The following is a 13,603-nucleotide window of genomic DNA, read 5'->3' on the forward strand; positions in this document are numbered from 1 at the left end:
CTGCAGGTCCGGTCCGTTGCGGCCCGATGTGGTCCGCCGGTGACCCTCACGGGTGGTCCGCTGCGTACCAACTCGGGCCGCTTCGAGGGCGGTGCAGCCTCGCAGCGTGAGAGCCTCGGCTTTCATAAAATAAATAGTATTCGTTTTGTTTGTCGAGGGAGCTGATGCGGTCCATGCAGGAGCGTGCGGTCAGGACACGTGAGGTCATCCTCCGGGCGGCCGCCGAGGTGTTCGACGAGTTCGGGTTCAGCGGCGCGAGTATCAGCAAGATCATGAAGCGTGCGGGGGTGACACAGGGCGGGATGTACTTCCACTTCCCGTCCAAGGAGGCGCTGGCCCAGGCCGTGATGATCGAGCAGGGCGGCGGCCTCGAGCTGCCCCCGGGGGAGGACGGACTCCAGCGCCTGGTCGACATCACGCTGTACCTGGCAGGGGAGCTCCAGACCAACCCGACGCTGCGTGCCGGGGTACGACTCGCGGTCGAGCAGGGCGAGTTCGGCGTCCAGGACGACTCCGCCTACCGCGCCTGGGCCGACCAGTTCGCGGGGCAGCTGCGTGCCGCGCGCGAAAAGGGCGAGCTGCTCCCCGACGTGAACGTGGACGAGCTGTCCTGGGTCCTGGTCAGCGCCTACACCGGCACCCAGCTCTTCTCGCAGATCTCCTCCGGCCGCACCGACCTGCACCACCGCGTGGTCTCCCTCTGGCGCTACCTGCTGCCGGGCGTCGCGGAACCCGCCATCAGGCCCCAGGTGAGCTTCAAGGCGGGCCAGGGGAGGGCGGCGGCGTGAGCGCACCGCGGACGCGCCCCCGGCGGGTGGTGGTCACCGGGGCGACCGGATTCATCGGTTCCGCGGTACTGCGTGAGCTTCTGGGCACGAGCGCCGGTCCGCGTACGGACACCGGTTCGCGTACGGACGCCGGTTCGCATACGGGCGTCGAGCTGCGCGCCGTATCGCGCAAGCCCCCCACCGCCGGCCCCGCTTCCGCCCCCTCCCCCTCCCCTTCACCCTCCCTCTCGGCCGCCCTCGAATGGTTCCCCGCCGACCTCGCCGACCCCGCCTCCTTGCACGGCGTCTGTGACGGCGCCGACGTCCTGCTCCACCTCGCCTCCTTCATCGGCCGGGACGCGGACGAGTGCGAACGGGTCAACGTACGCGGCACACAAGCCCTGGTCGACGAGGCGGTACGCGCCGGGGTCGGCCGAATCGTGCTGCTCTCCACGGCCGCCGTGTACGGCGCCGGACCGCACGCCGGCATCGACGTGGACGGGATCACGCCCGCCCCGGTCTCCGCCGCCAGCCGCACCCGGCTCGGCGCGGAGCGGCCGGTCCTGGAGGCGGGCGGCACCGTGCTGCGGCCGGGCCTGGTGCTCGGCGCGGGGGACCGCTGGGTCGTCCCGGCGCTGGCCGAACTCCTCGACCGGGTGCCGGCGCGCTGGGACGGCGGGCGCGGTCTGCTGTCCGTCGTGGCGGTCGACGATCTGGCCCGCCTGTTCGCGCGGCTGGCCCTCGCCCCGCACGGCACTCCCGCGGGTGTGCATCACGCCAGTCACCCCGTCCCCGTACGCAATGGGGATCTCATGGACACTCTGATCGCCCACGACGTGTTCGGCCCGGTCGCGGACCTCCCCGAACTGTCCTGGGAGGAATGCCTCGCGCGCCTGCGCGACTGCCCCGGCCGCGTGAGCGAACGCCAGTTCGCCCTGCTGGCCGGTGACCACTGGTACCGCAGCGACGCGGTATGGGCGGCGGCGGGCTGCGCACCGGGTCCCGCCCCGCTCGTACGGGTGGCGGAGGCGGCCGGCTGGTACCGGGACCACCTGACGGCACGCCGGGCCACCTAGAACCCGGCGCGCCGCCCGGCGGATCAAGACACGAACCGCACAGTGGCCAGCGTCCGGTCGTCCGGTTCGTCCGCCAGGACGCGGTAGGCGTGCGCGGCGGAGGTCAGGGTCATGTGGTGGTGCCAGCCCGGGTAGGAGCGGCCCTCGAAGTCGTACAGGCCGAAGTCCGTCTCCAGGGCGCGCAGGGTGGCCGCCGGCAGCTGGTGCAGCCGGGCGAGGCCGAGGAGCTGTCCCAGGCGGCGGTGCGCCATGTTGGTGAGCCACACGCGGGCCGGACGGCCGGGGCCCGGCTCGGTGAAGGCGCGGTAGGTGTGGTGCGAGTTGGGGAGGCGTACGGGCGTGGGCGCGGACTGGAGCAGCCGCGGCCGGGCGCCCGGGTCGCCGGGCATGCCGGGCGTGGCCGGGGTGGCCAGGGCGGTGGCGGGCGGCACGGCGATGACGAAGTCGCGCCCCTGACGGGCCAGCGCCTCGATCAGCCGCACGGAGTCGGAGTACTCGCTCAGGTCCGCCACGACGGGCGCCGGCGGGCAGGACGTACGGGCGGCCTGCGTCTCGACGAGGTCCAGCGCGTGCGCCCACATCGGGCGGGGGCCGTGGGCCTCCGCGGCCGGGATGCGGTTGCGGCGCAGCAGTTCCGGGTCCTCGACCCACTGCGGGGGCAGGAACAGCCGCCAGTCGACGGACACGGCCGTGCTGCCGCCGCAGTCGCCGGAGGCGGCCGCCGCGGCGGCGGTCGCGGGAGTCGCGGGGGCCTCGCCCACCGGCAGGAACATGCCCATGGCGAGCTGGCAGCTGACGGTGCGTCCGGCCGAGGAGCAGAAGCGGCGGTGTACGCCCACGGAGTGGCCGCCGCGCTTGGGCAGCACCGCGGGGGCGAGGACCCACGCCCGGGGCGGAGTCGTCGCTTCCGCCCGGCGTACGAGTTCGCGCCGTACCGGGCCCCAGTCCCAGGGGCTGGCGTTGAGGAACTGGTGCAGCGACTGCGAGGCGGTGGGCGAGTCGGAGACGGCGGCGGCCAGCCGGCGTACGGACTTCTTGCCTTCGGTGGTCAGCAGGGCCAGCAGGTAGGAGTGGGCCCAGCGGCGCTGGTCGGTGCGCGGCAGGTGGCCGAAGAGGGCGTCGGCGAAGGCGGGGAAGTCGCCGGTGGCGGCGGCGGTGGTGCCGGCGCGCTCGGCGGCGGTCGTGTGATCCGTGCAGGTCCCGGCATTTTTGCCGTTCCTACTGGCGCCGGCCTGGTGAGACCTGGTGGACTGTGGAGTCCGGCTGGTCCCGTTGGTCGCGCCGGTCCGGTTGGTCCTGGTGGTCCGCTTGGTTCCGCCGGGTCCGCCGGATCCGTTGGGGAAGGACTCGGTCGAGACACCCGATACGTCGCGGACGCCGGGCTTGTCGGATGTGCGGAAGGCTGAGAAGGGGTGGCCGGAGGGGAGGGACGTGGAGAGGGAGCGGGCGGGGGTGTGGGTAGCCGGATGTGCGGTTTCTGTCGTCATGAGTGCGTTTCCTCCCGTGGTCATCCCGTGAATCGGGCGCCGACCAGCAAAGAATAAAGAACGATCGTTTTTTTTGCGACCCCACGAGGTCGGGGACTGTTTCGGCCGTGTCCGCACGCGGGCTCGGGAGGGGGAGCGGGCGCCGGTCCGGGGCCGGCGCGAGCGTCCGTTAGGGGCCGGCGCGGGGATGGGGCGGGGCCGGTACGGGCACCGGTGCGGCGCGGGCCGCGAAGGGCTCGGATTCCGCTTCGGGAACCGGTTCAAGACCCCCCTTGATCGATCCTGGTTCCCATACTGATCAAGTCTCCGCCAACTGCCGCCACCGCGATGCGGGCCGCCAAACCCGGCTCTAGCATGGGCGGTTGGGTGTCACCAATACGGCGCTGGCAACCGAGGGCGATCACCGAGGCGGGACAATGGCGCGACAGGACCGAGCCGAGCGGACACGCCGGGCCCTGCTGCGGGCGGCCTCCGACGAATTTGCCGAAAAGGGGTACGCGGGCGCCTCGCTGGCCCGCATCAGCACCGCCGCCGAGGTCACGATCGGCGCCCTCACGTTCCACTTCGCCTCCAAGGCCGCGCTCGCCGACGCCGTCAGGGACTCCGGGTGCGCGCTGACGCGGAGCGCCCTGGCCTCCCTCATGGCGGTGAGCCGGCGCACCGGTGCGTCCGGGCGCGGCGAGTTACGGCGGGTCGTCACCTTCACGCGCACGCTGGCGCGGCTGCTCGAAGAAGAGCCGGCCGTACGGGCCGCCGCGCGGCTCGCCTGGGACTTCCCGGCCGACGGCAACACCTGGTACGCGATGTGGCTGCCGTCCCTCGGTGACCTCGTCGAACAGGCGCGCCCCGACTTCGCCGGCTGGACGACCGCCGAAGCCGTCACCGCCACGGCGGTCTCCGTGGTGACCGGCGCCGAGTTCGCCGCCCGTGCCGGCGCGCCGCGCGGCGCCACCTCGGGGCTGTCGCCGTGGGACCACGTGGACCGCGTGTGGGGCCTGGTGCTCGGAGCGCGGCCGCCGCTCGCGCTGGGCGGCGACGAGAACCCGGTGGGCGCCGGGACGCTGTAACGGCTGTCCGGCCGGACGGCCGGGCCGCGGGCCGCGGGGTGCGAGGCGCCGCCGCGACCGGCGGTCGGGACAACTGGCCGGCGGCCGGGGCAACTGGTCGGCGCAAATGCGTACGCAACCGCCCAACCACCCTCATTCGACTTCGCGAAGTCGTCCGCGATCCACCCCCCGACCACAAAAACATAGCGAACATTCTTTATTGTCCCTGCTGACAGCCAGTCAGCCAGTCGCAGCCGGCCACCACCGTCGGCCGCAGCCGGCCCGCACCCCACAGCCCACCGTTCGCACTCCGCCCATCAGGCAACCAGTCGGCCGACGCGACCGACCCGTCTCCCCGGGGGCCAGTCCTTGTCCGTGCCCGCCCGCCCCGCCGCCTTCCCGCCGCCCCTCCCCGGGCGGCCGGCCAGCACCCAGGAGGCGTGGATCGAGGACCTGTGCAGACACCTGTTCGTGTCCTTCAACAGGGCCGACCACCACCTCAAGGGCGAGCAGTACCTGCGGGGGCTGCTCACCACGCCCGGCCGCAAGTCGATCCGCAACATCGCCCGGTCACTGGACGACACCGGCGCCGCCCAGCGCCTGCACCACTTCATCTGCAACGCCCCGTGGAACTGGCGCGCCGTCCGCGAAGCCCTGGCGGACTATCTGGTGGAGCGCGCGCAGCCGCGCTCGTGGGTCGTACGCCCGATGCTCATCCCCAAGACCGGCACGAACTCGGTCGGCGTGCACCGCCGCTTCGTCCCGGCCACCGGACAGCTGGTCAACGGGCAGCTGGCGTACGGCCTCTGGTACGCGGGCCACGGCCTGGACGCCCCGGTCGACTGGCGCCTGCACCTGCCCGCGCCGGGCACCGCCGATGCGACCACCCCCGACGGTGACACCGGCGGCTTGGCCCAGCTCCTACAACTCGCGCGGCGCGCCGGGAGTTCCACGCCCGTGGTCTGGGACAGCCAGATGCACCACGCCGAGGCCGTGCTCGGCGCGCTCGCGCCGGTCGGCCTGCCCGTGATGGTCAGGATTCCCGGCTCCGTCGCGCTCCTGCTGGTGGACCGCACCGGGCGGCCTTCGCGCCGGGGCGCCCTCCCCGTGCAGCGCATCCTGGCCTCGCAGGAACGGTTCGGCCTGCCGGTCCGCAACGTCGCCCCCGGCGTACGGGCCCTGGCCGCCCGCGTCGCACTGGCACGCACCGGTGGCACCACCGGGACCCCCGACGGCGGCGAGCTGCTGCTCTACGCCCAGCGGCACGACGACGCCGGGGGGCGCGGCGCGGGCGCCCGCGCGGACTTCTGGCTGACCACGCTGGCCGGGACGTCCCCGGCCGACCTGCACCGGCTCACCAGGGCCGCCGCGCGCGTGGCCGACGACAGCACCCGCGTCGGCGGCCGGACGGGGCTGCGGGACTTCGAGGGGCGGTCGTTCGCCGGTTGGCACCGCCACATGACGCTGGCCTCCGTCGCGTACGCGGTCGAGTCGCTCACGGCGCTGGACGCCGCCCGCCCGGCCGGGGACCCGCGTTCGTCGTCGCGCCCGCGGCCGTATCCGTACGCGTACGGATATCCGCCGCCGCGCCGTGCGCCCCGTAGGCGCGTCAGCGGGCCGCCCCTCACCCTCGCGGGGTGAAGGGCGGCCGCGTACGCCGGTGACGGCGCGTCACGTGTGACACGGGTGCGCCTCAGCCGCCGAACGTCCAGCTCAGCGAACCGTCGGCGGTGGCCAGCGTCGCCAGGATGACCAGGTCCACCGCGCCGAGCGCCATGCCCAGGACGGCGCGGAAGCGCCGGGTGGTGTGACGTGCCAGGGCCAGCGCTCCGAGTACGAGGGCGCAGGGGCCGAGGACGACGTTGGCGACCAGGGTGCCGACGAGGCCGAGCACGAACGCGGCCACGGCCATGCCGTCCGCCTGCCCGTGCGGCGTGCCGCGACGCGACGTGGCGGCGGCCTTGGTTTCCGGCTCGGTGGCGGTTCCGGCGCGCCGGGCGTCGGCGCCTCGGGTGTCGCTGCCTCGGGTGTCGGTGTCGTCGTCGTGGTCGGTGATGAGGGTGGTCATCGGGACGCTCCCTCGGTCTTGTCGGTGTGGTGGCGGCGCTCGCGGATGAAGAAGACGAGCAGCCAGCAACTGATGGCCACTGCCGCGATGATCGTGACGGGGACCGGGAGGTGTGCCGCGGTACCCACCAGAACCCCCAGCAGGAGGAGGGCTGCGACAAGGAAGAGCATGATCTGCCTTTCCGTTTCGGAGGACAGTTGTTCACTCAGGTTCCCACTGTAGGGGTGGTGAAACTGGGAGAACAGTTGTTTACTGGATGGCATGAGTCACAGCCACACCGCCGGGGCCCGGCAGGCCCGGAAGGAGCGCACCCGGCAGGCCCTGCTCGACGCGGCACTCGGCCTGCTGGCGGAACAGAGCCTGAGCAGCCTGGGGTTGCGCGAGGTGACGCGGGTGGTCGGCGTCGCGCCCACGGCCTTCTACCGGCACTTCCGCGACCTCGGCGAACTCGGAGTCGCCCTGGTCAGGGAGTCGTTGGCCAGCCTCCACGCGACGGTACGCGCCGTCCTCGCCGAACAGGACGGAGCCGACGAGCGGATCGACCACACGGTGGCGGTCGTCGAACGGTACGTACGCGAACAGCCCGCGCACGTCCGCTTCATCGCGCGCGAACGGCACGGCGGCGTACGGGCCGTACGCCAGGCCATAGCGGACGAACTGGACCGGTTCGCGACGGAGGTCGCGGTCGCGCTCAAGTCCCAACCGGTGTCGGAGGGCTGGAGCGACGAGGACGTACGGATGCTGGCGGAGTTGTACGTCGACCGCCTCGTGATGACGGCCTCCGCGTTTCTCGACGTGAGCGACGGGGGCGACCTGGACTCGGAGCGCTGGCACTCGGTCGCCCGCACCGCGCGGCGCCAACTGCATCTCATCAGCGTCGGCCGCCAACACTGGCGCGACGCCGTTTCCTGATCGCCACCTGTTCGCGCCTGATCAATAAGGTGCGCATCTACGTCATTTGGCTCAATTGTCAGTGGGTGGGTCTAGCGTTTGCCGTGGGTCAACTACGCGGGTAGCGGGAGGCGGACGCGGTGACGAACGACAATTCCCAACCACCGATGGCGTGGCGGTACTGCGGCAATCAGATCAAGTTGTGGCGGACACAAGCGGAGGTCAGCCGCGAGGAGCTGGCGGATGAGGCCGGGTATGCGGCCGAGTACGTGAAGTCAATGGAACAGGGGCGGCGGAGGCCGACGGTTCATTTGCTTCAGGTCGCGGATCAGGTGTGCGGGGCGCATGGAATGTTGACGGCGGCGAAGGAGTACTTGCAGCCGGAACGGTTTCCGTCGTACTCGGCGGAGTACATGCGGTGCGAGGCCGATGCGGTTGCCCTCAGCTTCTACCAGGCGCAACTCATTCCGGGGCTGCTCCAGACGGAGGAATACATGCGACGCCTCATGGAGGAGCGTTGGCCTCCGCTGGACCGTGAGACGGTCGAGCAACGCATCACGTCGCGGCTGGAGCGCCAGGCCCTGCTGGACAAGGAGAGTGTGACGTTCAGCTTCATCATCAGCGAAGCCGTGCTGCGATACCCGATTGGCACCGGGGAAGAGCATAAGCATCAGCTGCACCGCCTGCTGAAGGCTGGCGAGCGACGGAACGTGACCCTTCAGATTCTGCGCCTGGGGGGTGGAGTGAGCCCTGCGCTGTCTGGGTCGTTCGTCTTGTTGGAGACGGCCGAGCATGACCGTCTCGCCTACGAAGAAGGCCACTTGGGAGGCGTGTTGTGTGCAGACCCGGATAGGGTCAGTTCCGTCAGTCGAAAGTTTGCGCTACTCCACCAAAAGGCCATGGACCACGAGGAGTCGGCGCGGTTCATCAGAAAGCTGACGGAGGAACAGTGAACGCCAACCTAGCGTGGTTCAAGAGCAGTTACAGCAATGATGAGGGCGCGGAGTGCGTCGAGATAGCCACCTCCGCGACCACTATCCACGTGCGGGATTCGAAGGACCCGCAGGGCCCTCGGCTCGTGTTCGGGGTCGGTGCCTGGGCCGCGTTCCTGCCGTACGCCAACGCTTGTGGCGGGCCTGCCACCCGCTGACGGAGGAACGGTGAACACCAACCCAGCGTGGTTCAAGAGCGGCTACAGCAGCACCGACGGCGGCGAATGTGTCGAGATAGCCACCTGTCCGCACGTTACTTACGTGCGGGATTCGAAGGACCCGCAGGGTCCTCGGCTCGCGGTCGGGGCTGATGCCTGGGTCGCGTTCCTCGCGTACGCCAACGCTTGTGGCGGGCCTGCCACCCCGGCGTGAGGGGGTAGCAGGCCAGGCCCAGGAGGGCGGCCGTGAGGTGGCCGACGTCGGTGAAGGTGCGGCTGGTGAAGAGGGGGGCTGCGTAGAAGAACAGGACGCCCGCGGCGTACGCGTACCGAAGGGGGCGCCAGGGGATGCGGTACGTCAGGACGGCGGCGACGCCGGCGAGCGCGTAGCTGACGCCGACGTCCAGCGTGTTGACGGCGGAGCGGGGTGCCGCGTCCGCGTGGATGGCGAGTGCGAGTACGCCCTCGCTCAGGTAGCTGGCGCCGATGTGGGCGACGCCCATGACCGCGAGCCAGCGGCGGGTGCCGAGCCAGCGTTCGGCCGGTACGTGGAAGACGTTGAAGACGACGAAGTAGAGCGGCCAGCCGCCGCCGTCCAGCCACAGGGCGCTGGTCAGCAGGACCCGGCCGGGTGACAGCAGCAGGTTGTGGATGTTGGTGGAGCGGCGCTGGAGGACGCGCTCCAGGATGTCCGGGGTGAGCTGGTGCATGATCACCGACGTCCCGAAGAGGATCGCGAGCCAGATGAAGGTGCCGGGGGCCCGGCACACGTACGACCGGATCGCACGGGGGAGGGCGGCCGGGCGGAACGAAGCGATCATGGTGCCTGTATACGGCACTCACCGCGCCGGCCTTTTGTGGCGCAGGGCACACTCGCGGGTGAAATAACCGGGGAGGTCATCCCCGTTTAACCAGACGTCCCACTGAAGCGGGGAGAGATTCCCCGTTTCGCTGAAGCCGGGTTCCGGTTTCGTGAACGACTACGCGACGACGTGACGACGAGAGGAACGTGCCGACATGACCGCCACCCGTACCCGCCCCGGCGGCGCAGCGACCCCGCAGCACCGGCTGCGCGCGGACGCCGTGCGCAACAGGGAGCGGATCATCGGGGCGGCCCGTGAGGCGATGGTCGAGTTCGGGGCCGAGATCCCGCTCGATGAAATCGCTCGACGCGCCGGGGTCGGCAATGCGACGCTCTACCGTCACTTTCCGGATCGCCTGGAGCTGATCCACCACGTAACGCTCTCCGTCATGGACCGCACAGCGGACAAGGCGGAGGGTGCGCTCACCGAGGAGCCCGATGCCTTCCAAGCGCTGAGGCGCTTCGTCTTCGCCGCGGTCGAGGAGCGGATCGGCGCCCTGTGCCCGCTGCTCTCGGACGGCGTCGACAAGGATCACCCCGACCTGCTCGCAGCGCGCGAACGCCTGGAGGGGGCCGTCGAGGCCCTGATGGGCGCCGCGCGCGACAGCGGCCAGCTGCGTACCGACATCGCCGTCGGTGACCTGATGGTCGCACTCACTCAGCTGACGCGACCGCTGCCTGGAAGCGGTTGTACCGACTTCGACCGGTTCGTGTACCGGCACCTGCTGCTGTTCCTGGACGGCTTGCGGGCGCCCGCGCGTTCGGAACTGCCCGGAGCCGCGGCCACGCTGGAGGACCTCCGGCACGCCTAGCGGCCCGTACGGCACATCCTCCCGTACGGCGGAACCTTCGGCTCCCTGCGACCGACCAACAGGCCGGGGCGCCGGTACCGCCGCGCCGGGTGACGCCACGCGGCCGTGGCCATGGCCGTACGCCCGGACGTACACGCATCCGCTCAACACCTGATCAACACGTACTCAACACCAGCTCAACACCACATCGGCACCGCATTTCCACATAACGGCACCACGCTCACGCCTTATCCACGTCCCGTTTTCTTCGCTTACGTACCACTAGGTGGACCCGCCCATGTCTGAATCGGCCACGTACGTCGATCCCCGGCGCTGGAAAGCGCTCATATTCATCGCCCTGGCGCAGCTCATGGTCGTGCTCGACGCGACGATCGTGAACATCGCCCTGCCCTCCGCCCAACAGGACCTGGGCATTTCCGACGCCAACCGGCAGTGGGTCATCACGGCGTATGCCCTCGCGTTCGGCGGCCTGCTGCTGTTCGGCGGGCGGATCGCCGACCTGTGGGGCCGCAAGCGGACCTTCGTCATCGGCCTGGTCGGCTTCGCGGTGGCCTCCGCCCTCGGCGGCGCCGCCGCCAACGAGGGCGTCCTGCTCGGCGCCCGTGCCCTTCAGGGCGTCTTCGGCGCGCTGCTGGCGCCGGCCGCGCTGTCCCTGCTCGCGGTGACGTTCACCGAGGCGCGGGAGCGGGCCAAGGCGTTCGGCATCTTCGGTGCCATCGCCGGTGGCGGCGGCGCCGTGGGCCTGATCCTCGGCGGTGTGCTGACCGAGTACATGAACTGGCGCTGGACCTTCTTCGTCAACATCCCGTTCGCCGTGGTCGCCGCGGTCGGCGCGCTGCTGGTGATCCGCGAGCCCGCGGGCAGCCGCAACCCGTCCCGCCTGGACGTGCCCGGCGTCATCCTGGCCACCCTCGGCCTGGTCTCCCTGGTGTACGGCTTCACCCGCGCCGAGTCCGACGGCTGGGGCGCCGGTATGACGATCGGCCTGTTCGTGGCCGCCGCCGTGCTGCTCGCGGCGTTCGTGCTGGTCGAGTCGAAGGTCAAGTCCCCGCTGCTGCCGCTGCGGGTGCTCACCGACCGCAACCGGGCGGGCGTCTACACCTCGCTGGGCCTGGCCGTGATCGGCATGTTCGGTCTCTTCCTGTTCCTGACCTACTACATGCAGATCGTGAAGGGCTACACGCCGGTCACGACCGGTCTGGCCTTCCTCCCGATGATCGTGGGCATGATCACCGGCTCGACGCAGATCGGTGCCCGGCTGATGACCCGCGTACGGCCGCGGCTGCTGATGGCCCCGGGCTTCCTGCTCGCCGCCGTCGGCATGCTGATGCTGACGCAGATCGACCTGGACACGTCCTACCCGGCGCTGATCCTGCCCGCGTTCCTGCTGCTCGGTCTCGGCATGGGTACGGCCTTCATGCCGGCCATGTCGCTGGCCACGCACGGCGTGCAGCCGCGCGACGCGGGCGTCGCCTCGGCGATGGTCAACACCTCGCAGCAGGTGGGCGGCGCGATCGGTACCGCCCTGCTGAACACCATCGCGGCCAGCGCCACCACGGCGTACGCCACCTCCCACGCGAAGGGCGCGACCTCGCTGCCGCTGCTCAAGCTGGAGTCGATGGTGCACGGCTACGCCAGCGCGATCTGGTGGGCGGTGGGCATCCTCGTCATCGCCGCCGGTCTCGCGTTCACGCTGATCAACACCGGGCACCAGGGCGGCGGCGGACCGGTCGCCCGCTCCGGTGACGGCGCGGACGCGAGCGCGGACGCCGAGGCGGACGTGCCGATTCCGGTCATGGCGCACTGATGCCGCTCATGGCGCGCTGATACCGGTCATGGCGTGCTGATACCGGTCATGCCGGACCGGTACCGGCCATGGCGGGCCGGCCACCGGTGGTGCGGCGCGTACGGACACGTACGCGCCGCACACGTGCGTCCGGACCGCATAGGGCGCGACCGGGCCGGCCGCGGTCAGTAGATGACCGACACGATCCGGCAGGCGGCTTCGGCCAGGACGCGGTTGCCGTCGACGCGGGCACGGGCGAAGGCGGTCTCCGGCTGGATGCCGCGGGTGCACAGGCGCCAGGCGGTCTCCGCGTCCAGGTGGACGGCGGCTGCGGGGCGCCCTGTTCCCGGCTCCGCGAGCGACCAGTGGTCCCCGGTGGCGGTGGCGGTCCAGGCGCCGCCGGCCGGGCCCTCGACGCTCACCCGGACCTGCGTCCCGGCCGGGGCGCCGACCTCACGCAGGGTGTGGGGCAGGGCGCGCAGAAAGGTGTCCAGGACCACGGACAGCAACCCCGGGTCGGGGTCGGTGGCCTGGCCGGTGGCATGGCGGATCTGCTGGCGGTGGGTCCAGAACTCGGTGAGGTCGCGGGCGCTGTCCAGCCACATCGGCGCCGGGTCGGCACCGGCCCAGGAAACCCCCAGCGACAGCGCACCGGGGTCGGTGGCCTCGAAGAACCGGGTGACCTGACCGCCGACCAAGCCGAGGGTGTCGACGAGCGCGGCGGGGCTGATCCGGCGGCAGGCGTCCACCCATTCCCGGTTGATGCGGTGGATGAACCGTTCCAGCGTCTCGCCCGGCGCGAAAGCGGGCCCCTCCCGGTACCCGTCGCGGTCACGGGCGAGGCGTCCGTAGAAGTCGCCCAGGAGGTGGGCGGCCAGATCGCGCACGGTCCAGCCCGGCACCGCCTCCCTGCCCCAGTCGGCGGGCGCCAGGCCGCGCAGCGTGGACATCAGCGCGGCCCGCTCGGGTGCGAACAGCGGGCGGGCGTCGATCGGGGCACCGAGCCAGGAGTGGTCCGGCGTGTCATCGGAGTGGATGCTCATGGCCCAAGCCTGCCGAGGGCAGGCCCCGATGACGATCGAAATACGCGCGGCCGGGGCCGCCCGCCCCGGCTCCTCAGCGGAGCCAGGGCAGGTCGGCGCCTTGCGGTTGCAGGCCGTCCGCGACCGTACGGCAGATGGCGGCCAGTTGGCCGACCTGCTCGGGGCTGAGCCGGTCGAAGATCGCCGCCCGCACCGCGGCGACATGGCCGGGGGCGGTCTTCTCCAGGACGCGCAGGCCCTCGTCGGTGAGGACGGCGTTCTGGCCGCGCTTGTCCGAGGGGCAGTCCTCGCGCCGGACCCAGCCGCTCTTCTCCAGGCGGGCCACGGCGTGCGAGAGCCGGGACCGGGTGATCTTGGCGTTCTGGGCCAGCTCGGTCATCCGCAGCCGGCGCCGCGGTGCCTGGGAGAGCTGGACGAGCAGCCCGTAGTAGATGTGCGGCATGCCCGCGTCACGCTGGAGCTGGCGGTCGAGATGGTCCTCCAGGAGCGTGGTGGCATGCAGGTACGACTGCCAGGCGTACTGCTCTTCGTCGCTGAGCCAGCGAGGCTCACCTGCGGATTCGTTGCTCATGCCATCCACTGTCTCACCGCTTCCTCGTTTCTTGAAGTTTTAAC

Annotated in this window: 16 protein-coding genes; 10 read left to right on the forward strand and 6 right to left on the reverse strand. The window is 71.3% G+C overall.

Features of this window, described 5'->3' with window-relative positions:
* Positions 1-173 precede the first annotated feature (173 nt).
* Positions 174-788, forward strand: coding sequence for a ScbR family autoregulator-binding transcription factor (locus ACH4K4_RS23040; protein WP_398169651.1), 615 nt, complete (start codon positions 174-176; stop codon positions 786-788).
* The gene (locus ACH4K4_RS23045; RefSeq protein ID WP_398169652.1) at positions 785-1,843 is read left to right on the forward strand and encodes an NAD-dependent epimerase/dehydratase family protein; all 1,059 of its coding nucleotides are present in this window, start codon (positions 785-787) and stop codon (positions 1,841-1,843) included. The genes ACH4K4_RS23040 and ACH4K4_RS23045 overlap by 4 nt, the downstream gene beginning before the upstream one ends.
* 23 nt (positions 1,844-1,866) lie before the next feature.
* Here the strand turns inward: ACH4K4_RS23045 and ACH4K4_RS23050 are convergent, their stop codons facing one another.
* Positions 1,867-3,330 carry an IS701 family transposase gene (locus ACH4K4_RS23050; RefSeq protein ID WP_398169653.1) on the reverse strand — a complete coding sequence of 488 codons (1,464 nt, stop codon included), beginning with the start codon at positions 3,328-3,330 and terminating at the stop codon, positions 1,867-1,869.
* A 416-nt stretch (positions 3,331-3,746) separates the two neighbouring features.
* On the opposite strand from ACH4K4_RS23050, the gene ACH4K4_RS23055 reads away from it, so the two are divergent.
* Positions 3,747-4,397, forward strand: coding sequence for a TetR family transcriptional regulator (locus ACH4K4_RS23055; RefSeq protein WP_398169654.1), 651 nt, complete (start codon positions 3,747-3,749; stop codon positions 4,395-4,397).
* A gap of 354 nt (positions 4,398-4,751) precedes the next feature.
* On the forward strand, positions 4,752-6,017 hold the full coding sequence (locus tag ACH4K4_RS23060) for an IS701 family transposase (RefSeq protein WP_398169998.1): 1,266 nt from the start codon (positions 4,752-4,754) through the stop codon (positions 6,015-6,017).
* 52 nt (positions 6,018-6,069) lie between these two features.
* Here the strand turns inward: ACH4K4_RS23060 and ACH4K4_RS23065 are convergent, their stop codons facing one another.
* Together ACH4K4_RS23065 and ACH4K4_RS23070 are read right to left on the reverse strand one after the other, a co-directional pair.
* On the reverse strand, positions 6,070-6,444 hold the full coding sequence (locus ACH4K4_RS23065; protein ID WP_398169656.1) for a hypothetical protein: 375 nt from the start codon (positions 6,442-6,444) through the stop codon (positions 6,070-6,072).
* Positions 6,441-6,614 (reverse strand): hypothetical protein, encoded by a 174-nt coding sequence (locus ACH4K4_RS23070; RefSeq protein WP_398169657.1) that lies wholly within the window; start codon positions 6,612-6,614, stop codon positions 6,441-6,443. The genes ACH4K4_RS23065 and ACH4K4_RS23070 overlap by 4 nt, the downstream gene beginning before the upstream one ends.
* 91 nt (positions 6,615-6,705) lie before the next feature.
* Here ACH4K4_RS23070 and ACH4K4_RS23075 point away from each other — a divergent pair, with 91 nt between their 5' ends.
* From ACH4K4_RS23075 to ACH4K4_RS23090, 4 genes are all read left to right on the forward strand, one after another.
* Entirely contained in the window at positions 6,706-7,356 is a 651-nt protein-coding gene (locus ACH4K4_RS23075; protein WP_398169659.1) for a TetR family transcriptional regulator, read from the forward strand.
* Between the two features lie 119 nt (positions 7,357-7,475).
* A complete protein-coding gene (locus tag ACH4K4_RS23080) occupies positions 7,476-8,288 on the forward strand; it encodes a helix-turn-helix domain-containing protein (RefSeq protein ID WP_398169661.1) in 813 nt (270 codons plus the stop codon).
* Positions 8,285-8,485 (forward strand): DUF397 domain-containing protein, encoded by a 201-nt coding sequence (locus tag ACH4K4_RS23085; RefSeq protein WP_398169662.1) that lies wholly within the window; start codon positions 8,285-8,287, stop codon positions 8,483-8,485. The genes ACH4K4_RS23080 and ACH4K4_RS23085 overlap by 4 nt, the downstream gene beginning before the upstream one ends.
* Entirely contained in the window at positions 8,427-8,699 is a 273-nt protein-coding gene (locus ACH4K4_RS23090; RefSeq protein ID WP_398169663.1) for a DUF397 domain-containing protein, read from the forward strand. The genes ACH4K4_RS23085 and ACH4K4_RS23090 overlap by 59 nt, the downstream gene beginning before the upstream one ends.
* Here the strand turns inward: ACH4K4_RS23090 and ACH4K4_RS23095 are convergent.
* Positions 8,581-9,306, reverse strand: a complete 726-nt coding sequence (locus tag ACH4K4_RS23095) for a rhomboid-like protein (protein WP_398169665.1) — start codon at positions 9,304-9,306, stop codon at positions 8,581-8,583. The genes ACH4K4_RS23090 and ACH4K4_RS23095 overlap by 119 nt on opposite strands.
* Before the next feature lie 196 nt (positions 9,307-9,502).
* On the opposite strand from ACH4K4_RS23095, the gene ACH4K4_RS23100 reads away from it, so the two are divergent.
* Both ACH4K4_RS23100 and ACH4K4_RS23105 read left to right on the forward strand, forming a co-directional pair.
* Positions 9,503-10,159: a TetR/AcrR family transcriptional regulator gene (locus tag ACH4K4_RS23100; protein WP_398169666.1), complete on the forward strand. Its 657-nt coding sequence runs from the start codon at positions 9,503-9,505 to the stop codon at positions 10,157-10,159.
* A 277-nt stretch (positions 10,160-10,436) separates the two neighbouring features.
* Positions 10,437-11,966 carry an MFS transporter gene (locus tag ACH4K4_RS23105; RefSeq protein WP_398169667.1) on the forward strand — a complete coding sequence of 510 codons (1,530 nt, stop codon included), beginning with the start codon at positions 10,437-10,439 and terminating at the stop codon, positions 11,964-11,966.
* A gap of 164 nt (positions 11,967-12,130) precedes the next feature.
* Here the strand turns inward: ACH4K4_RS23105 and ACH4K4_RS23110 are convergent, their stop codons facing one another.
* Both ACH4K4_RS23110 and ACH4K4_RS23115 read right to left on the reverse strand, forming a co-directional pair.
* Positions 12,131-12,988 (reverse strand): maleylpyruvate isomerase family mycothiol-dependent enzyme, encoded by an 858-nt coding sequence (locus ACH4K4_RS23110; protein ID WP_398169668.1) that lies wholly within the window; start codon positions 12,986-12,988, stop codon positions 12,131-12,133.
* Between the two features lie 73 nt (positions 12,989-13,061).
* On the reverse strand, positions 13,062-13,559 hold the full coding sequence (locus tag ACH4K4_RS23115) for a MarR family transcriptional regulator (RefSeq protein WP_360129494.1): 498 nt from the start codon (positions 13,557-13,559) through the stop codon (positions 13,062-13,064).
* Between the last annotated feature and the right edge of the window lie 44 nt (positions 13,560-13,603).

Source organism: Streptomyces sp. NPDC017529 (assembly GCF_044329785.1).
GTDB lineage: Bacteria > Actinomycetota > Actinomycetes > Streptomycetales > Streptomycetaceae > Streptomyces.

Bases quoted from the DNA above. Each gene is read 5' to 3' on its own strand.
- ACH4K4_RS23075 (WP_398169659.1), top strand. From the start codon at position 6,706: ATGAGTCACAGCCACACCGCCGGGGCCCGGCAGGCCCGGAAGGAGCGC.
- ACH4K4_RS23115 (WP_360129494.1), bottom strand. From the start codon at position 13,559: ATGAGCAACGAATCCGCAGGTGAGCCTCGCTGGCTCAGCGACGAAGAG.
- ACH4K4_RS23055 (WP_398169654.1), top strand. From the start codon at position 3,747: ATGGCGCGACAGGACCGAGCCGAGCGGACACGCCGGGCCCTGCTGCGG.
- ACH4K4_RS23065 (WP_398169656.1), bottom strand. From the start codon at position 6,444: ATGACCACCCTCATCACCGACCACGACGACGACACCGACACCCGAGGC.
- ACH4K4_RS23100 (WP_398169666.1), top strand. From the start codon at position 9,503: ATGACCGCCACCCGTACCCGCCCCGGCGGCGCAGCGACCCCGCAGCAC.
- ACH4K4_RS23105 (WP_398169667.1), top strand. From the start codon at position 10,437: ATGTCTGAATCGGCCACGTACGTCGATCCCCGGCGCTGGAAAGCGCTC.
- ACH4K4_RS23110 (WP_398169668.1), bottom strand. From the start codon at position 12,988: ATGAGCATCCACTCCGATGACACGCCGGACCACTCCTGGCTCGGTGCC.
- ACH4K4_RS23095 (WP_398169665.1), bottom strand. From the start codon at position 9,306: ATGATCGCTTCGTTCCGCCCGGCCGCCCTCCCCCGTGCGATCCGGTCG.
- ACH4K4_RS23040 (WP_398169651.1), top strand. From the start codon at position 174: ATGCAGGAGCGTGCGGTCAGGACACGTGAGGTCATCCTCCGGGCGGCC.
- ACH4K4_RS23070 (WP_398169657.1), bottom strand. From the start codon at position 6,614: ATGCTCTTCCTTGTCGCAGCCCTCCTCCTGCTGGGGGTTCTGGTGGGT.
- ACH4K4_RS23050 (WP_398169653.1), bottom strand. From the start codon at position 3,330: ATGACGACAGAAACCGCACATCCGGCTACCCACACCCCCGCCCGCTCC.